The following is a 20,814-nucleotide window of genomic DNA, read 5'->3' on the forward strand; positions in this document are numbered from 1 at the left end:
CCAACCTTTGTTAACCTTAAATCTAATACTATGAAAAACACATTGCAAAGATACGGACTTCTGTCAACTTTGCAAATAATCCAAATAAAAAGAGATGTTTTATAACATCAATTAAGTGTTTGTATCACGCTTTATACGTTTGTTAATGGTTTCCTGGGTAAGTATGGGGACTATTTTTACTTTTTTTCAGAGGATAAGATTGCGAATAATCGGGTGATTTATAGCATACTCACAGTTTTATTTTCTATTTTTGTTCTCAATCTATCTATTTATCGAATACCATGAACACAATGCTATGCCAGCTAAAGAGCCTGTTGTTATTGGGAGTCCTGCTTTTTGCCAATGGAGCATTCGGACAACCGATGCTCTGGGACGATGCCTCTTCCGAAACGATCGTTTTCGAACTGACCAACAAAGAGGCCTTGAAACTTCTCAAAGGCAAACTCCGACAGAAACAGTGGAAAAAAATACAGCAGACTCCTTTTGCCCGTTTCACGGACACTTGGAACAACCCTCCGGTCAAAGGGCATTTTCTGCTGGCTGATGTAGAGCGGAACGAAGTTCATTACCGTTATGCTCCGGTGATTCCTTTTCATGTTTTCCTTTTCAAGGAGTATGGTGTACTTACCTTGCAGGTGGTTGATGCCGGGGGAACAATCAGGAAAGATGCCAAAGTGCGGGTAGGCAGCAAGGCTGTTTATTACGATGAAGACAGTCAGACGTATACTGACGATAACTGGTCCCAGAAAGAACAGCACATTTTGACGGTTGAAGTGGATAAGTTTCGTGCGGTATTCGATTTGAGGAAACACCTTGTACCACCCTGGTATAAAAATGATTATGACCGGCAAGATGCACCGGAGTTTTATAGTTACCTGATTACTGACAAGAATAAATACAGACCGGGCGAAACTGTCCGTTTCAAGTCTTATGCTCTCTCCGAACATAAACGCCCTTTGAAACAGGAACTTTCATTGTGGATGCGTGTCGGTTCTTCCTGGCGTGACTATAAGAAGATAATGTCCGTCGTCCCTTACCATCCGGGAGGCTTCGCCGGAGAATTCCTGTTGGCGGATTCATTGAACCTGAAGCTCGATCAGAGATATACTGTACAGCTTCGGGATAAGCGGGGACGCATCGTAGCCTCCACCAATTTCAAATATGAAGACTACGAACTGAACGGAAACAAGTTGTTGGTGAAGCTAGCTTCGAATGTGCAATATACACCGCAGAGTAACCGCATGGATATCAGTGCAACGGATGCCAACGGACTTCCTTTGCGGGAGGTGAATGTAGAAGTGACTGTGGGCAGACAGCAGGTGCTGAAGTCGTATGCGCAGATACTTTCTTTGCCCGATACACTGATGTCCGTGCAAGCGGAACTGGATGCTTCCGGGAAAGCCTCGGTAGATATTCCTGCTCGGATATTCGGAGCTTCCGATTGCTTCTATGCAGTGAATGTAGTTTTGCTTACGGCAGACAATAACCGTTTGGAGCAGCAGAGCAAAGCGACTTTCTACTATTCGTGCTATGATATGCAGTGCACTACGCAGGCGGATACCATTTGCTTTTCATTCTTCGACTTGGGAGTGGAGCGTCCTGTGGCAGCCGAACTGACCTATGGTGAAAAGAAAGAAGTGAAGAAAGTGCGTTTGCCCTATCGCGAACCGTTCAATCAGGCAGTGACGGACTATCGTTTCAAAATACCGGAAACAGGATATGAAACGACGATTGCTTCCGCCGCACTTGACTCCAAACTGGAACTGAATGGCGGCATAGAAAAAGATTCGTTCTGTGTCTCCCTTTCCAATCCTTTGCAGCTGGAGCTTTCCTGGTATGTGTATCAAGGCAACCGCCTGTTGCAGAAAGGTTCGGGAAAAGAGATGGAACACAAATCCGGAGAGATCGATCCCTCTTCCGTCTATTACGTAGAAGTATTTTATTTCATGGGGAATAAGGAATGTATGTTGAAACGCTCGTACACTTCACCCTCCGAACGGCTGGTGATTGAATCTGATTTGCCGGAACGAGTGTATCCCGGTCAGAAAGTGAAAACAAAACTGAACGTGACCAATATACAAGGGCGTCCGGTATCCAACGTCGATCTGACAGCTTTTGCGGTCAACACGCAGCTGGATTATCACGTACCTGATTTACCCTATTACGGGAGTGCACCCCGTCCACGCGAGCAACGTGCTTCCTACTCAATGAAGCAAAAAGAGTATCTGCATACGGCCACATTGGATTATCAGCATTGGAACCAGTTGCTTCATTTGGATAAGTTGCCTTATTATCAGTTTGCTTATCCTGCGGGAAAGCTGTTCCGTCAGACGGTTGACACACCGGATGGAACCACCCAGTTTGCTCCTTATGTGATGCTGAACGGACGAGCGGTGAATATCTATGTGATTGAGCAGAACGATGTTCCCTGCTATTTTTCGTGGACGGAACAGCCCAAGCAGTATTCTTTTCCTGTATTGCATCCTTCGGGAAAGCAGAAGATAACGTTGCGAATGCACGACAGGGCTTTCATCATTGATTCTCTGGCTTTCGACCGGGGCAAGAAAACGATTTTGAGTTTCGATATGAATCAGTTGCCGCAAGGAGTGGAAGTAGTCTGGTTGCGGCAGAAGAAAGGGAAATATGATGAGTATAAATTTACTTCGGAAGAGAAGAAGCGTTATGAACGGTATCTTTGCCGTCTTCCGGTGATGGATGGGGCGGTATATACTTCGCTCGAACATAATGGAAAGCAGTTTCCGGTTTCACTCATGGAGCTGTCGCGCTACAAGAAAAAGATATTGGCAGGTCCTGTGGAGCCGGGACCTTGGAAATATATGAATGGTGTGTTGTATCGACATGAGGGAGGTTTCTCTTATGAATTCGAGGGCAATGTGGTTTATAAATATAAGGATGAGGAACTGTGTCCGGCTTATTTGAATTTTTCGTCTGTGGCAAAGATTCCGACTTTGAATGATTACCACTTATCACCGGAAAGATTCTGTAGTCTGGTGGCAGAACTTCGCAAGGGGAAGAGTTGGCATCCTACCCGGATTTATTTCTCCCTACCGGATAAGACGCTGAATTTCCGGCTTCCGGAAGAAAAAGATTCTACCGGAGTGGCTAATTTGCTCTTTAAAGACTGCACTACCGGAGAACTGGTTTATCCGGATACCTTGGTGCAGATGAACAGGATATACTCCAAATTTCCTGCCGGAACGTATGATGCGATTTTACTTTATAACAATGGAAAGTATCTGAAACAGGATGCTCTGAAGATACAATCATATACCTATCTGGATGTAGATATGGAGTCTCTGCCTCTACATGAACGTGATTCGTTGTCATCTGGGTGGCTCTTGCTGGGAAGAGGAATTGGCAGGATCGGTACAAACTTTCTTGGTCACAGGGAAATGAGAATCAGGCAGTATGTACGCAATTATGGCGGTAAAGTCTCCGGTTATGTGACGGATGCTACCGGAGAGCCTTTAATCGGGTGTAGCGTGGTGGTGAAAGGAACGACGGAGGGAACGATCACCGACATGGACGGATATTTTGAAATGGATTGTGACAGGGGAGGGGAGCAGCTCTTGTTTAGCTATGTCGGCTTTAAACAGCAGGAGATGAGAGCAACTCCCGGAGCCAATCTGTTGGTTACTTTGGAAGAAAATAGTCAGACGCTGGAGGAAGTGGTCGTTGTAGGATACGGCACGCGTTCAAGATATTCGTTGACGGGATCCGTTGCCGGACTAATGACTGGTTCTTCTTCTGCTGCTGCAACCGCACCTTTGGAGAAATTGGAGGAGCAGGATCGGGAAGCGAAAGAAGAAGCGGATACCGAACAGTTGTATAATGAACTTATGCAATTGAACGGCTTGCGTCGGAATTTTTCGGATGTGGCTTTCTGGCAACCTCGTTTGTTTACGGATAAAACCGGAACGGTACAGTTTGAAACAACTTTCCCCGATAACGTGACGAAATGGGAGACTGTCGTTTATGGTATGAACCGTCGTTTGCAGACGGGTACTTTCCGACGTTCCGTCCGCTCTTACAAACCGTTGATGGCGGAGTTGAAAACTCCCCGTTTCTTGGTGGAGGGGGATCAGAGTACGGTGGTCGGGACTATCCGCAATTATCTGGATGGGCAGCACATAGCCGGAAAAACACAGTTCTGCGTCGGAACGGATACATTGAAACGGCAGGAAGTGGGTCTCACGGAGGGATTTCATGAAACAGTGCCGATGCAGGCAGCACATGCCGATAGCGTGACCATCAGCTATCTTTTCACTCGCGATGATGGGTATCAGGATGGAGAGGAATATACGATTCCGATACTACCACAGGGAACTGAATTGGCACAGGGCACATTGGGGATTCTGTCCGATGCAAAGACGGTCAAAGTGCAATCCGGCGAGGATGAAGAAGTGATAGTGAGTATCACCGATAATCAGTTGGATATCTATAAAGAATCGGTGAATTATCTGACAGGATACAAATATTTGTGCAATGAGCAGCTGGCATCCAAGTTGATCGGTCTGCTGGCTTACCAACAGTATATGCAGAGTAAGGGGGAAAAGGTGAAAGTAGACAAAGCGATCCGATCTATTATCCATCGACTGACGAATCATCAGAACAAACATCAGTTATGGTCGTGGTGGGGGAACTCTGAAAATACTTCTTTCTGGATGTCTGCGCATATCCTGCGGGCTTTGAAGATGGCGCAAGATGCAGGTTATCCTGTGGAGTTGAATCTGAATGGTTTGAAAGTGGAGTATGCTCATACGCGTCCTTATCGAGGAATGAAACTGGAAGATATAGAAATACTTCATGCTCTTCATGAGTGGAAAGTGGAGGCGGATTATTCTTCGGCAGTCAGATTATTGGAACCTTTCGTCCGGCAACTGGAACAGAAAGAAGACTCATTGGCTGGCAGAAACAAGTATTATCGTCCTCTTTCCTACCTGAAAGAGAAACTGCTTCTCTGGGAAATCAAGCAACAGGTGGATTCGGTGAATGTGGGTGATAGTGTACGTCCTTATCTGAAAAAGGATCTGCTCGGAGGTGTTTACTGTGACGACGGACGGCGTACTTATTATTGGGAGGGAAATCAGCTGATAAATACATTGATAGCCTACCGGATTATTAAAAATGACTCTTCTCTGTGGAAGTTGAAAGAAAATATGCAGTTGTATATTCTGCGGACTAAGGAGCGCGGATGGAATACGTACCAGGCTTCTTCGGCTGTGGCAACTGTTCTGACCGATTTGCTGGCAGATTCCGGAGGGATGTCAGGAATATCGGTATCTGTGAGCGGTAAGGATCACCAACGGATTACGGATTTTCCTTACCATACCCGGCTGACAGCAGGCGACAGTCTGCTTATTTCAAAAACGGGAAAAGAGCCTTTATTGTATAGTGTCTATTCAATGAAGCGTGTGATGGATGCTCGTCAGAGTGATGCTTTCAAGGTGGAGGCGACTTTGGACGAAGATTCTTTGGTGGCGGGTGTACCTGTTACATTGACAGTTACCTTGCAGGTGAAACAGGAGGGTGCGCAATACGTGATGCTTGAAGTTCCTGTTCCGGCAGGTTGTAGTTATGCCTCAAAACCTGTTAATTTCTCCCGTTCTGAAGTGTATCGTGAGTATTTTAAAGAGAAAACTGTTATCTTTAGCGAAAAATTACCGGTAGGTACTTATCAGTTTACGGTTCCTTTGCTTCCACGTTTTACTGGAAAATACACACTGAACCCTGTGAAAGTGGAACTGATGTATTTCCCGGTGGTGAATGCAAATAATGCGGGGAGAGAAATTTGGATTACAGAAAGAAATACAAAAGATATACGAAAGAAAGAGAATGATTGAAGCGATGAAATATACGAAGTGGATAACAGTCTTGTTTTGTCTTTTGGGCTTGGCGGCCTGTCGGCAGGATGCGCCTCGTTTCCGTATTGGGGTGGCCCAATGCAGCGATGACTCTTGGCGGCACAAGATGAATGATGAGATTCTTCGTGAAGCGATGTTTTATGATGGAGTATCGGTTGAAATCCGCTCGGCGGCGGATGATAACCGTAAGCAGGCGGAAGATGTTCATTATTTTATAGATAAAGGAGTTGATTTACTGATAATTTCCGCCAATGAAGCGGCTCCCATGACTCCAATTGTGGAGGAGGCCTATCAGAAAGGAATACCCGTCATTCTTGTAGACCGGAAGATACTTTCTGATAAATATACTGCCTATATCGGTGCCGATAATTATGAAATAGGTCGTGCGGTAGGAAATTATATCGCATCAAGTCTGAAAGGGAAAGGGAATGTAGTGGAGCTTACCGGACTGGGTGGTTCCACCCCTGCCATGGAACGCCATCAGGGATTTATGGCCGCTATCAGCAATTATCCGGATATCAAACTGATTGATAAAGCGGATGCTGCTTGGGAACGTGAACCGGCAGAAGTGGAAATGGATAGTATGCTTCGCTGTCATCCGAAGATTGATGCGGTGTATGCACATAACGACCGTATCGCTCCGGGAGCTTATCAGGCTGCGAAGAAAGCCGGACGTGAAAAAGAAATGATTTTTGTTGGCATTGATGCACTGCCCGGCAAAGGAAATGGGCTTGAATTGGTGCTTGACAATGTGCTGGATGCAACTTTTATTTATCCGACTAATGGGGACAAAGTGATGCAACTGGCTATGAATATTCTTGAGAAGAAGCCTTATCCTCGCGAAACGGTCATGAATACTGCCGTTGTAGACCGCACGAACGCGCACGTTATGCAACTTCAGACTACCCATATCTCGGAACTGGATCAGAAGATTGAAACATTGAACGGACGTATCGGTGGGTATCTGTCGCGTGTAGCTACGCAGCAGGTCGTGATGTATGGCGGCTTGGTTATTCTTTTATTAGTAGCGGGATTGTTATTGGTAGTTTATAAATCCCTCCGTTCCAAGAATCGCCTGAATAAAGAGTTGTCCGAACAGAAGAAACAAGTAGAGCAACAACGCGATAAACTCGAAGAGCAACGGGATATTCTTGAAGAACAGCGGGACAAACTTGAGGAACAGCGGGATCAGCTTATCCAGCTTTCTCACCAACTGGAAGAAGCGACTCATGCCAAGCTGGTTTTCTTCACAAATATATCTCACGATTTTCGTACTCCACTGACATTAGTTGCCGACCCGGTAGAGCATTTACTGACTGATTCGTCTTTGAATGAAGACCAGCGACGAATGTTATTGTTAGTTCAGCGAAACGTGAATATCCTCTTGCGTCTTGTCAATCAGATTCTGGATTTTCGTAAGTATGAGAATGGAAAAATGGAATATACTCCTATTTCGTTAGACATTCTTTCTTCTTTTGAGGGATGGAACGAATCTTTCATGGCTGCAGCCCGGAAGAAACATATTCATTTCTCATTCGATTATATGCCGGATACGGATTACCGCACGTTGGCAGATGCAGAGAAGTTGGAACGCATCTATTTCAACCTCCTTTCCAACGCTTTCAAATTTACTCCGGAAAACGGAAAAGTAACTGTACGCTTATCTTCCCTGACTAAAGACGATCATTGCTGGATTCGCTTTACCGTTGCCAATACCGGTTCAATGATTTCTGCGGAGCATATCCGGAATATTTTCGACCGTTTTTATAAGATAGATATGCACCATGCAGGTTCGGGTATTGGACTGGCATTGGTAAAGGCTTTTGTGGAATTGCATAAAGGTACCATCACGGTGGAAAGTGATGAAAAGCAAGGAACTATCTTTACCGTTGATTTGCCTGTACAGACTTGCGAGACTGTTATTTCTGAAAACTTTCCGGCATTCTCTGTGCCTGCTACTTCTGTAACCTCCACCGATGCTGCAACCTCTGTCGTTGCTGGGGCTCCCGTAACTCCTGCAACTTCCGGTTATTCCGGTTCTTCGAGCTTGAATGATGCTTTAACTTACGAAGAAGAGGAATTGGAAAAAAGCTACGACTCTTCCAAACCTTGCGTTCTGATTATTGATGATAACGCTGATATTCGCTTATATGTGTACGGATTGCTCCATACCGATTATACTGTTATAGAAGCTGCAGACGGCTCGGAAGGTATTCGTAAAGCTATGAAATATGTCCCGGACTTGATTATCTCCGACGTAATGATGCCCGGAATAGATGGAATTGAATGTTGTCGTCGCTTGAAAAGCGAATTGCAAACGTGTCATATCCCTGTCATTCTGTTGACAGCCTGTTCTCTGGACGAACAACGGATTCAAGGATATGATGGTGGAGCAGACTCCTATATATCCAAACCTTTCAGTTCGCAATTACTGGTGGCACGTGTCCGCAACCTGATAGACTCACATCGTCGTCTGAAACAATTCTTTGGTGACGGGCAGACATTGGCCAAAGAAGATGTCTGCGATATGGACAAAGACTTTGTGGAGAAATTCAAGGCTTTGATTGAGGCTAAGATGGGAGACTCTAATCTGAATGTGGAAGACTTGGGCAAAGATATGGGATTAAGCCGTGTGCAACTCTATCGCAAAATCAAATCCCTGACTAATTATTCTCCGAATGAATTGCTTCGCATCGCCCGTTTGAAAAAAGCAGCTTCTTTGCTTGCTTCCTCGGATATGACAGTGGCGGAGATTGGTTATGAGGTTGGTTTCAGTTCTCCCTCTTATTTTACCAAATGTTATCGGGAACAGTTTGGAGAAAGCCCGACGGATCTGTTGAAGCGGAAAGGATAGCATTTATTTCTTTGATTGAGGTATAGTAAAAGTGTATGTACTATGTTTTAGGCGTGAATTGCGCAAACCTGACGTACATACATATAGAAGAAACGGCTAAGGTTGGGGTGTTTATGACTGTAGAGGCGATATTATTTGCAGATTCTTTTCTTTTTTATTTAGTTTTGGGAGTGAATAAGTAAAGTTCAGGTGATGAAAGATTATAAAGTAGACAAGGCGAGCCTTTCCGCATCCTTTTGTCGAGAGGTGTATCAGGTTGTCCGGGAAATTCCGGTAGGTAAGGTTTCTACCTATGGAGGAATCGCAGCATTATTGGGAATGCCTCAATGTTCCCGTATGGTGGGGCGTGCTTTGAAGCAGATTCCGGATGATTTATCTGCACCCTGTCACCGGGTTGTCAATGTGTCGGGACGCCTTGTACCCGGTTGGACAGAGCAAAAGCGGCTCTTGCTGGAAGAGGGGATTTCTTTCAAGCAAAATGGATGTGTAGACCTGAAAAAGCATCTTTGGAATTACTCCACTTCTGAATAAAATTTGCATGTTTAATCTATTTTCCTTACCTTTGTGCCAACAATATGCAAGAACAGACTGTTATTTATTTATGAAAATACTGTTTTTTACTGTTCATTGAGAGGATAATCTTATCAAATTCTATTCCTTTTAAACTACTCAGTCTGTTTTTTTATCATTAAGAAACTCATCGGATTGTCATGTTGCCATGTGACAGGATTGAACCATGCGGATATTCAACTTGTTTATCGTAAGTGAGAATAATGGACGCAGCAGTTGAGAACAAAACAAATATTATAATCTAAACCAATATATTATATGAGTAAAATAGAAATAAAGGATTTGTACCTTATCTTTGGTCACGAGAAGCAGAAAGCACTCAAGATGCTGAAAAAAGATAAGAGTAAGGCGGAAATACTGAAAGATACCGGTTGTACGGTAGGAGTGAAAGACGCCAATCTTTCAATAAATGAAGGAGAGTTTTTTGTGATAATGGGGCTCTCGGGAAGTGGAAAATCGACATTACTGCGTTGTATCAATCGTCTGATACGTCCTACAGCCGGACAAGTGCTTGTAAATGGAGTAGATATATCTAAAATATCCGAAAAGGAATTGTTGCAGGTTCGCCGGAAAGAGCTGGCGATGGTTTTCCAGAATTTCGGTTTGTTGCCTCACCGTTCTGTATTGAGTAATATTGCGTTCGGCCTTGAACTTCAGGGAGTGAAGAAAGAAGAGCGTGAAAAGAAAGCCATGGAAAGTATGAAGCTAGTCGGGCTGAAAGGATATGAGAATCAGATGGTAGGTGAACTTTCCGGTGGTATGCAACAGCGTGTCGGACTGGCACGTGCCCTGGCCAATAATCCCGAAGTACTTTTAATGGATGAGGCTTTCTCTGCGCTCGATCCTCTGATTCGCGTGCAGATGCAGGATGAACTACTGGCCTTGCAGTCAAAGATGAAAAAGACGATTGTCTTTATTACCCACGACTTGAGTGAAGCGATTAAACTAGGTGACCGTATTGCAATTATGAAAGACGGAGAAGTGGTGCAGGTAGGTACTTCGGAGGAAATCCTGACTGAACCGGCTAACGATTATGTAGCCCGTTTTGTTGAAAACGTGGACAGGAGCAAAATTATTACCGCCTCTTCTTTAATGATTGACAAACCGTTGGTAGCCCGTCTGAAGAAAGAAGGTCCCGAAGTTTTGATTCGTAAGATGCGTGCGAAGAATATAACTGTATTACCAGTAATAGATGCCGACGATAAACTGGTCGGAGAAGTACATTTGAACGATTTGCTTAAGCTGCGTAGCAAACAGGAAAAATCCATTGAAGCGGTTGTGCGTAAAGAAGTACATTCAGTGTTGTGTGATACAGTGCTCGAGGATATACTTCCTCTAATGACAAAGAGCAATTCACCGGTATGGGTGATAGATGAAACACACGAGTTTTTGGGAACAATCCCACTTTCATCCTTAATCATAGAAGTGACAGGGAAAGATAAAGAAGAAATAAATGAAATAATTCAAAACGCAATAGACTTATGATAAATATAGGACAATATATAGAAATTGCCATCAATTGGATGATGGTACATTTTTCCACATTCTTTGATGCCGTGAATACAGGCATCGGTAGTTTCATTACAGGTTTCCAACACATTCTTTTCGGAATTCCATTTTATCTGACGATTTTGGTACTTGCCGCAATTGCATGGGTAAAGGCAGGACGGGGTATTTCCATTTTTACCGTATTAGGATTATTATTGATTTATGGAATGGGGTTTTGGGAGGCAACCATGCAAACTCTGGCTCTCGTTTTATCATCTACCTGCCTGGCTCTGATTTTTGGAGTACCTTTAGGAATATGGACAGCAAACAGTCCGCGTGCGGATAAAATACTTCGCCCTATTCTCGATTTGATGCAGACAATGCCTGCCTTTGTCTATCTGATTCCTGCTGTTTTGTTCTTCGGATTGGGAACAGTGCCCGGAGTTTTTGCGACAATCATATTTGCCATGCCTCCTGTGGTCCGTCTTACCGGGTTGGGAATCCGGCAGGTTCCTAAAAATGTAGTGGAAGCTTCCCGTTCGTTCGGAGCTACCCGTTGGCAGCTGTTATATAAAGTACAGCTTCCTTTGGCGCTGCCCACCATCCTGACTGGTGTAAACCAGACAATAATGATGTCACTTTCTATGGTCGTAATCGCTGCAATGATTGCTGCCGGTGGTTTAGGAGAAATCGTATTGAAAGGTATTACCCAAATGAAAATCGGACTTGGGTTTGAAGGTGGTATAGCAGTTGTTATTTTGGCTATCATTCTGGACCGTATCACACAAGGAATGGCAGGAAGAAAAAATAAACAGGATTAAAATGGAAAGAACTAAACCCAAAAGGACTAAAAACAGAAAGGAAGAAAAATGAGAATATATAAATTAGTAGGAATAGTACTGTCCGCGCTGCTTTTGCTAGCTTCCTGCACGAATTCCGACCCAAATAAGAAAAAAGTAAAAATAGCTTATGCCAATTGGCTGGAAGGCATTGCCATGAGTCATTTGGCTAAGGTGGTATTGGAGGAACATGGATATGAGGTTGAACTGCAAAATGCGGATCTTGCCCCTGTTTTTGTATCCATGTCTCGGAAAAAGTCAGATGTCTTTCTGGATGCCTGGCTACCGATAACGATGAAAGATTATATGGACCAATATGGTGATAGCATCGAATTCTTGGGTGAGGTATATGAAGAAGCTCGCATCGGGCTGGTTGTACCTGAATATGTCACGATTCAATCTATTAGTGAACTGGCAGATTATAAAGACCGTTTCTCTTCTGAAATAGTGGGAATTGATGCCGGGGCAGGAATTATGAAGACTACGGATAAGGCCATTGCTGCTTATGGACTTGACGGATATGCTCTTATGACTTCAAGTAGTTCAACCATGTTGGCATCTTTGAAAAAAGCGATGGATAAGGGAGAATGGATTGTCATTACAGGTTGGACACCACATTGGATGTTCGATCAGTTTGACTTGAAATTCCTGGATGATCCGAAGAAAGTATATGGAGATTTGGAAGAAATACATGCCATTGCCTGGAAAGGTTTCAGTGAAAAAGACCCGTTTGCCGCTGAATTTTTCGGTAATATCAAATTAACGACAGAAGAACTTAGCTCTTTTATGACAGCTATGAAGGATGCCCGGATGGATGAAGAAGAAATAGCCCGTAAATGGAGGGATGAACACCGGGAACTGGTTGATAGCTGGATACCGAAATCAAAGGAATAAATAGATGAATAGACTGATTAAATAATGCGAATCTGTAGTTGAATAAGAGTAAAAACGGTCTAAAATTGATTCAAAACCGGCCTAGATATGAAATTGGCTTAGACATAAAAAAGGGAGTCTGCTCAATGCATGACTCCCTTTTTATATTTATCTGAGTGTGATTAATTATTCAGCACCCCAGTTTTCTCTAGCCAAACGTTTGTAACTGTTATAACGCCATTTTGCGTTTTCTTCAGCAGCCTTGAACAGTTCTTCAGCTTCAGTAGGATATTGTTTCATTACAGAAGCGTAACGAACTTCACCCTTCAAGAAACCTTGGAATTCTTCCCAGTTCGGTTCTTTGCTATCCAACTGGAATGGGTTCTTGCCTTCTTCTTCCAAAGCAGGGTTGTAACGCCACAAGTGCCAGTAACCGCACTTAACGGCCTTTTCTTCTTCTTCCTGACTCTTACCCATACCTGCTTTCAGACCGTGGTTGATACACGGAGCGTAAGCGATAATCAAAGATGGTCCAGGATATGCTTCAGCTTCACGGATAGCTTTCAGAGTTTGAGCTTGGTCAGCACCCATAGCGATCTGTGCAACATATACATAACCATAAGTAGTAGCCATCAGACCGAGGTCTTTCTTACGTACGCGCTTACCAGCAGCAGCGAACTTAGCGATAGCACCTACCGGAGTAGCCTTAGAAGACTGACCACCTGTGTTAGAGTAAACTTCAGTATCCAGAACGAGGATGTTAACGTCCTTACCGGAAGCGATTACATGGTCAAGACCACCGTAGCCGATATCATAAGAAGCACCGTCACCACCAATGATCCACTGGCTGCGTTTAACAAGATATTGTTGCAGTTCAGCGATTTGTTTGCAGTGGTTGCATTTATCTTTGTTAGCTTCAACAATAGGAATGATCTTAGCAGCCAATTCCTTAGTCTTGTCTGCATCCAGCATATTGTTGATCCATTCAGCGAATAGTTCTTTCACTTCAGCAGGAGTACAGTCAGCAGCAATAGCTTCGTTCATCACTTTCACGATACGGGCACGCATCTTTTCGTTAGCCAATTCCATACCCAGACCGAATTCACAGAAGTCTTCGAACAGTGAGTTAGCCCAAGCAGGACCGTGTCCGTTTTCGTTTGTAGTATACGGAGTAGAAGGAACTGAACCAGAGTAGATAGAAGAACATCCGGTAGCGTTAGCAACCATTTCACGGTCACCGAACAATTGAGAAATCAATTTCACGTACGGGGTTTCACCACAACCAGAGCAAGCACCAGAGAACTCGAACAACGGAGTAGCGAACTGTGAGTTCTTCACGTTAGACTTGATATCAACAAGATGTTGTTTAGTCTTCACGTTTTCAGCACAGTAAGTCCAGTTGTCAGCTTCAGCCAATTGGCTTTCGAGGTGTTTCATTGTCAATGCTTTGCCACCTTTCTTCGGATTACCCGGACAGATGTCAGCACAGTTACCACAACCCAGACAGTCGAGAACGTCAACCTGAATACGGAATGTCATACCATCGAATACTTTACCTACCGCTTTCAGTTGTTCGAACTTGGCACCCTTCTGCTCTTCAGCATCGAGTACGAACGGACGGATAGAAGCGTGAGGACAAACGTATGCACACTTGTTACATTGGATACAGTTTTCAGGATTCCATTCGGGAACGAATGCGGCTACACCACGTTTTTCGTATTTAGAAGTACCTTGATACCAAGTACCGTCTTCGATACCCTTGAATGCAGATACTGGCAACAAGTCACCGTCTTGTGCATTGATCGGACGAACTACTTCGTTGATGAATGCAGGATCATTGTTTTCAGCTTTAGCGTCATCCGGCAGGTTAGCCCAAGCAGGATCAACAGCCAAAGTCTTGTATTCACCACCACGGTCAACGGCAGCATAGTTCTTGTTGACAACGTCTTCACCCTTCTTACCGTAAGACTTAACGATGAATTTCTTCATCTGCTCAACAGCTTGTTCTACAGGAATAACGCCTGTGATACGGAAGAAGGCAGATTGAAGGATAGTATTGGTACGGTTACCCAAACCAATTTCCAGTGCAATCTGTGTTGCGTTGATATAGTATACAGAAATGTTGTTCTGTGCGAAATATTTCTTAACCTTGTTAGGCAGGTTCTTAGCCAGTTCTTCACCTTCCCAGATTGTGTTCAGCAAGAAAGAACCGTTCTTACGCAAACCACGAGTTACATCGTACATGTGCAGGTAAGCCTGAACGTGGCAAGCTACGAAGTTTGGAGTATTAACCAAATAAGTGGAACGGATCGGAGTGTCACCGAAACGCAGGTGAGAACAAGTGAAACCACCAGATTTCTTAGAGTCGTAAGAGAAGTAAGCCTGGCAGTGTTTGTCGGTGTTGTCACCGATAATCTTCACAGAGTTCTTGTTAGCACCTACTGTACCGTCAGCACCCAAACCGTAGAATTTAGCTTCGAACATACCTTCGCCGCCTAAAGCGATTTCTTCTTTTTGAGGAAGAGAAGTGAAAGTAACGTCGTCTACGATACCGATAGTGAAGTGGTTCTTTGGCATTGGCATAGCCAAGTTTTCGAATACTGAAAGGATTTGAGCAGGAGTAGTATCTTTTGAACCCAAACCGTAGCGACCGCCAACGATAACCGGAGCATTTTCTGCACCGTAGAAGCAGTCTTTAACGTCAAGATAAAGAGGCTCACCGTTAGCACCCGGTTCTTTAGTACGGTCAAGAACTGCGATAGTTTTGGCAGTCTTAGGTACAGCGGCCAGGAAGTGCTTAGCAGAGAACGGACGATACAAGTGTACGGCAACCATACCCACTTTTTCGCCGTTTGCTACCAAGTGGTCGATAGCTTCGCGGGCAGCTTCTGTTACAGAACCCATAGCGATAATTACGCGTTCTGCATCTTCTGCACCATAGTAATCGAACAAACCGTATTTACGACCTGTAATCTTAGAAATTTCATTCATGTATTCTTCTACGATAGCAGGAACTGCTTCATAGTAGTTGTTGCATGATTCACGATGTTGGAAGAAATGGTCAGGATTTTCAGCCATACCACGAGCTACCGGTTTCATCGGATTCAGTGCGCGGGCACGGAATTCTGCCAAAGCTTCCTGGTCGATCAGCGGAGCAAGATCATCATTTTCCAACATTTCAATCTTTTGGATTTCGTGAGATGTACGGAAACCATCGAAGAAGTTCATAAACGGAACGCGGGATTTGATGGTAGCCAAGTGAGCAACACCAGCCAAATCCATAACTTCCTGTACAGAGCCTTCAGCCAACATCGCAAAGCCAGTCTGACGAGCTGACATTACGTCTTGGTGGTCACCGAAGATACACAATGCGTGAGAAGCCAATGTACGAGCAGATACATGGAATACGCAAGGCAAGAACTCACCGGCAATTTTGTACATGTTAGGGATCATCAGGAGAAGACCCTGAGAAGCAGTGTAAGTAGTAGTCAACGCACCAGCCTGAAGAGAACCGTGAACTGCACCGGCAGCACCACCTTCAGATTGCATTTCCTGTACCAATACTGTTTCGCCGAAGATGTTCTTACGTCCTGCGGCAGCCCATTCGTCTACGTACTCAGCCATAGTCGAAGAAGGAGTGATGGGGTAGATAGCCGCTACTTCAGAGAACATATACGAGATATGTGCTGCAGCCTGGTTACCATCACAAGTGATGAATTTCTTCTGTTTAGTCATAACTAAATTAAATATTTAAGTAAATAAATCTTTTAATATAAAAAGCCGAACATCCAGAGAGGTATCTGGTTGCCCCGACCTATTTCAGCCTTATGCAACGCGTACGTCACATTCGGATTGTTCTTGATCTTTGCGCCTTCCTGGCAAATTTTGAACGGCATTACTTCGTCCACCATAAAAGAGACGTTTTTATCTCCTTTATGTACCTTATGGTCTTTCCATAAAGAATTTGCAAAGAATGTGTCGAGCACATCCTGCTCCTCCACTTTCACCGGATAGATGGAGTACATCAGGTTGGAGTTGTGCATCATTATCTTCGACGGTTTTTTAGGGAATTCTTCCCCTTTCGGATAAACCAGATTAATGAGTCGCGCATCTGCCAGATACTTGATATAGTTCATCACCGTGGCGCGAGATGTCTGTATGTCGCTTGCCAGTTGGCTCACATTCGGAGCCTTCGGTCCGTCGACAGCGAGCAAATATAGCAATTTTTTTATCTTTGAAAGATATTTCAGTTCAATTTGTTTGATGAGCAGGATATCTACTTCTACCATCATGTTCATTGTTTTCAGCAGATTCTCCGAAAAGTTACGCTTTTCGAGGAAGAATGGATAGAACCCATGATGCAGGTAATCCTGGAAGTAATCCAGCGGACGAACTTTGGAGAGTACTCCTTTGGCAATCTGTTCGTGAGTGCTAAGAATTTCTTCGAGGCTGTATGCCCTGAATTTCATGCCTGTCTGCAAGTTCAGGAATTCACGGAAAGAGAATCCGCGCAGGTTATAGCTCTTTGCAATATCACGCAGTTCAAGATTTTCCTCTTTCAGTCGCATTACGGATGAGCCGGTAAAGACAATCTTCAAATTAGGAAAACGGTCGTAACACATGCGCAACTCTCTGCTCCATTCCGGGTGTTTGAACACTTGGTCGATCAACAATACTTTTCCACCACGTTTCTGGAATTCGTTAGCAAAATCTACAATGCTGTGGCCAGAGAAGTAGAAGTTGTTCATGTTGATGAACAGGCAGGAGCGGTCGTTCCCGAATTTTTCTTTGGCGTATTGGAGAAGGAAAGTGGTTTTTCCTACGCCACGTGTCCCTTTGATACCAATCAGGCGGTCGCTCCAGTCGATCTCGTCCATAAGATCGCGGCGAACGGGGGCATTGGTGTGCTCAACGAGGTAGGCGTGTGTGCGATAGAATGATTCCATTTCAGTTCTTTGTTTTTCGGGTGGCAAATATACTGCTTTTTTTAGGATTTGCAAAGTAGAGATGGCAAAATTGTGCTTTTAATTCCAACTTTCTGTTTATTGTAGCTATTCCTGATTATTTCCTGTATATATTTGCAGAATAAAGTTTTGAATTCGTTTAAAATGACAAAAAAGGCTCTTTATATATTCAATCCGGAACATGATTTGGCGTTAGCCAGCGGTGAAACAAACTATATGGCACCGGCTTCCGCCCGGCAAATGGCATCTGAATTGGCTTTGTTGCCGATGTGGTATGCGGAAGAGGGAAGTGTTGTTTTGGCTCCTTCCGCTTATAATCTCGACTATGTGAAGAAGATACAGGAATTATTAGGACTTTCGGTTGATTTGATGACAGAACCTGAACTTGCTTCCGAGCGGAATTTGGATATTCATCCTTGGGGCTGGGATATAGCAGTAAGAAAACGACTGTTGGATTTAGGAGTGGAAGAAAGCGAACTTCCTTCTATTGAGCAATTGGATAAACTGCGTTCTTGTTCCCATCGTTCCTGCGCTGTGGAACTATTACCACAGTTACAACTGGGAGCTTGTTTTTGTGGAGAGTCTTTTTACCTGACGATTCCCGAAGAATGGAAGTCATTTGTAGAATCACATGATACTTGTTTACTGAAAGCTCCTTTATCCGGTAGTGGAAAAGGATTGAACTGGTGCAAAGGTGTATATACTCCTTCCATTTCCGGTTGGTGCTCACGCATTGGCAATCAGCAAGGAGGTGTTATTGGTGAACCTTTATATAATAAGATGGAAGATTTCGCTATGGAATTTCGTTCTTCGGGTAACGGTAGATTTGACTTTGCCGGATATTCTCAATTCCGTACGGGTGGGAGTGGGGCATATGAGGGTAATTTGCTGATTTCGGATGCTGCCATCGAACGGAACCTTTCGGAATATATCCCTGTTGAAGAAATTTATAAGCTGCGTAACCGTCTTGAACAAGAGTTGCTTCTTCGCTTCGGAACTATTTATAATGGTTATTTGGGAGTGGATATGATGATCTGCCGTTTCCCGGATTCCCCTGTTTATCGTATTCATCCCTGCGTGGAAATCAACTTGCGGATGAATATGGGAGTGGTGGCGCGTCATATATATGACCGTTATATATATCCTGTTTCGACAGGAGCTTTTCAGATAAGCTATTACCCTTCGGAAGGAGCAGCCTGGAGCGCACATAAAGAAATGGAGGAGACTTATCCTTTGGAGATAGAACAAGGAAGAATAAAATCAGGCTATTTGCCATTGGTGCCGGTTCATAAAAAAAGTAGTTATCGGGCGTGGGTTCTTATCTCAAAAAGCGTACATTTATAACTTTATGCATGGCATACATACATGCATCCATCCAGTGGTATAAAGTCTGATTATTCTACTTCTTTCACCAGCCATTTTTCTATATTCCGGGTCTTTGAGCTGAAATTAACCCCAACCTTTACAATCTTACGATTATCTTTTGCAAAGGGTAGTATATATCTTTTTTCTTCAATTTGCTGAAGAGCTTCTTCCGCACTTCCGTCAAATTTGAATTCCATTACATAAATGTATTTATCAGTTTGTACAGTAAGATCAATGCGTCCGTCAGAGGTGTGATACTCTGCCTGTACATAGAACCCCAGTAATTTGCTGACGATAAATAATACATTCTGATAATGTAATTCCAAATCGCGTATCAGTTCGTAAGGAGTGTCGGCAAAGAGACTCTGCAAACGTATGAAGAAGTCCTCATAATTACCTTCTTCTACATCATGGACGAATTCTGTAATGTAGAAAGCGGTCTTTCCTTCGTCGATTGAAGTATAAAAAGGGACTAGGTATTTAATGAATCCCTCTTCTACTTCCCGGTTGGGGAATCCTAAATAGTAGATACCGAAACGTTTATCATAATCTTTGATGGTAAGATAACCACCCTGATAAATTACGGGCACAGGATTCTTGGAAGAAGAATCAATACTATTCAGCGTATCGGAAGTCGCTTTATCATTGGCCAATTGGTGTAAGTCATAATTATCCCGTTTCAGAAGTTTGACGAGATAGGAAGGAGTACCGGTTTCAAACCAGTAATTACCGAATGACATAGAGTCGAATGTATTCAGTAAACTGAAAGGGTTATATATACCTGCCGAATCGAAAGTAAAGTGGTATCCGTCATAGCACTCTTTCAATTCTTGGCACGTCTCTTCATAGCTCATGCCTTGCGTATCTGCAAGGATATGTAAATCCGTCTCTAAATAATGGTGGATTTCTTCGTTTGTGATACCGCAAAGTTCGGTATACCGTTTATCCATAGAAATATCTTTAAGATTATTCAAATCGCTGAATACACTCACTTTCCCGAACTTTGTCACTCCTGTGAGAAAAGCGAATTGAATATACTTATCCATCGTTTTGAGTACTGAATAGAACGCTTTTAAAGTATCACGATAACTATCCTGCAATTCTTCATTCCCAATGGCCTGCAACATCGGCTTGTCATATTCATCAATGAGAATCACTACCCGCCGACCACTCTGTTCAGCGGCACGGCGAACAATGCCGAGAAAACGGAGAGGTGCACCTATTTCCACCGGATTGGATCCATATAGCGATTCCCATTCATCCAGCTTCATGTTAAGTATATTATCCAAACTTTCGGGGCTGTCATACTTCTGCGTATTTAAGTCGAGATGCAGAATGGGGTATTGAATCCAGTCTTTCTCCATTTTTTCAACAGCAAGACCTTGAAATAGCTCCTTTTTGCCTTGGAAGTAAGCTTCGAAAGTGGATAGAAGAAGGCTTTTCCCAAAACGCCGGGGACGGCTAAGAAAGTAGTAGGAACCGGATTTTACCAGTTCATACACGAATGAAGTTTTGTCTATATAAAGATAATTTTCTTTACGCAATTTTTCAAAACTCTGTATTCCGATGGGATAAAGCTTCTTCATAATATTCTTGCTTTTGTTTATTCAAGTAACAAAGATAATAATTCTTCTGTTTATCTATGCCGCTAATGATCATTTTATATGTTTCATTGGTTATCATTCTTTCTGTCAACTTCCGCTTCCCTGCAAAAGATTTTTCATTTTCATTTCTCATATTCTCATAATGTTCGCATAAAGCAGAGATTATCAGATAGATAGTCTATGAGAAATGATTTCTAAATAGGCATTTCTCATACTACTATGGCAAAATATCGCAGGATTCAGGTCATTTCTCATACTCGTTAGAGGTATTTCTCATCGTATTCTGTCGCATTTCTCATTCACAGAAGGGATGGCTTTCTCTGTGTACTGTTCTCTTATTCCTACGCAATAGCATCTTGCAAACAGTTCATT

10 protein-coding genes are annotated in these 20,814 nt (G+C 43.5%); 7 read left to right on the forward strand and 3 right to left on the reverse strand.

The window, feature by feature from the left end:
* Positions 1-281 precede the first annotated feature (281 nt).
* The 6 genes from AAHJ11_RS19610 (at position 282) to AAHJ11_RS19635 (ending at position 12,530) form a co-directional block, all read left to right on the forward strand.
* Positions 282-5,864: a carboxypeptidase-like regulatory domain-containing protein gene (locus tag AAHJ11_RS19610; RefSeq protein ID WP_320974931.1), complete on the forward strand. Its 5,583-nt coding sequence runs from the start codon at positions 282-284 to the stop codon at positions 5,862-5,864.
* 4 nt (positions 5,865-5,868) lie between these two features.
* Positions 5,869-8,739, forward strand: a complete 2,871-nt coding sequence (locus AAHJ11_RS19615) for a substrate-binding domain-containing protein (protein ID WP_320974969.1) — start codon at positions 5,869-5,871, stop codon at positions 8,737-8,739.
* Positions 8,740-8,931: 192 nt separating this feature from the next.
* Positions 8,932-9,270 (forward strand): MGMT family protein, encoded by a 339-nt coding sequence (locus tag AAHJ11_RS19620; RefSeq protein WP_008651876.1) that lies wholly within the window; start codon positions 8,932-8,934, stop codon positions 9,268-9,270.
* 297 nt (positions 9,271-9,567) lie between these two features.
* A complete protein-coding gene (locus AAHJ11_RS19625) occupies positions 9,568-10,794 on the forward strand; it encodes a quaternary amine ABC transporter ATP-binding protein (RefSeq protein WP_008651874.1) in 1,227 nt (408 codons plus the stop codon).
* Positions 10,791-11,618, forward strand: a complete 828-nt coding sequence (locus AAHJ11_RS19630; RefSeq protein WP_008651872.1) for an ABC transporter permease — start codon at positions 10,791-10,793, stop codon at positions 11,616-11,618. The genes AAHJ11_RS19625 and AAHJ11_RS19630 overlap by 4 nt, the downstream gene beginning before the upstream one ends.
* A gap of 48 nt (positions 11,619-11,666) precedes the next feature.
* Positions 11,667-12,530, forward strand: a complete 864-nt coding sequence (locus AAHJ11_RS19635; protein ID WP_008651869.1) for a glycine betaine ABC transporter substrate-binding protein — start codon at positions 11,667-11,669, stop codon at positions 12,528-12,530.
* A gap of 165 nt (positions 12,531-12,695) precedes the next feature.
* Here the strand turns inward: AAHJ11_RS19635 and nifJ are convergent, their stop codons facing one another.
* Together nifJ and AAHJ11_RS19645 are read right to left on the reverse strand one after the other, a co-directional pair.
* The gene (gene nifJ / locus AAHJ11_RS19640; protein ID WP_008651866.1) at positions 12,696-16,244 is read right to left on the reverse strand and encodes a pyruvate:ferredoxin (flavodoxin) oxidoreductase; all 3,549 of its coding nucleotides are present in this window, start codon (positions 16,242-16,244) and stop codon (positions 12,696-12,698) included.
* A gap of 32 nt (positions 16,245-16,276) precedes the next feature.
* Positions 16,277-17,455: an ATP-binding protein gene (locus AAHJ11_RS19645; RefSeq protein WP_008651863.1), complete on the reverse strand. Its 1,179-nt coding sequence runs from the start codon at positions 17,453-17,455 to the stop codon at positions 16,277-16,279.
* Between the two features lie 162 nt (positions 17,456-17,617).
* Here AAHJ11_RS19645 and AAHJ11_RS19650 point away from each other — a divergent pair, with 162 nt between their 5' ends.
* On the forward strand, positions 17,618-18,817 hold the full coding sequence (locus AAHJ11_RS19650; RefSeq protein WP_195649702.1) for a hypothetical protein: 1,200 nt from the start codon (positions 17,618-17,620) through the stop codon (positions 18,815-18,817).
* A gap of 50 nt (positions 18,818-18,867) precedes the next feature.
* Here the strand turns inward: AAHJ11_RS19650 and AAHJ11_RS19655 are convergent, their stop codons facing one another.
* Positions 18,868-20,424: an ATP-binding protein gene (locus AAHJ11_RS19655; protein ID WP_320974932.1), complete on the reverse strand. Its 1,557-nt coding sequence runs from the start codon at positions 20,422-20,424 to the stop codon at positions 18,868-18,870.
* Positions 20,425-20,814: the final 390 nt, after the last annotated feature.

Source organism: Bacteroides sp. 90-K9/2, from assembly GCF_047310725.1.
Taxonomy (GTDB): domain Bacteria; phylum Bacteroidota; class Bacteroidia; order Bacteroidales; family Bacteroidaceae; genus Bacteroides; species Bacteroides vicugnae.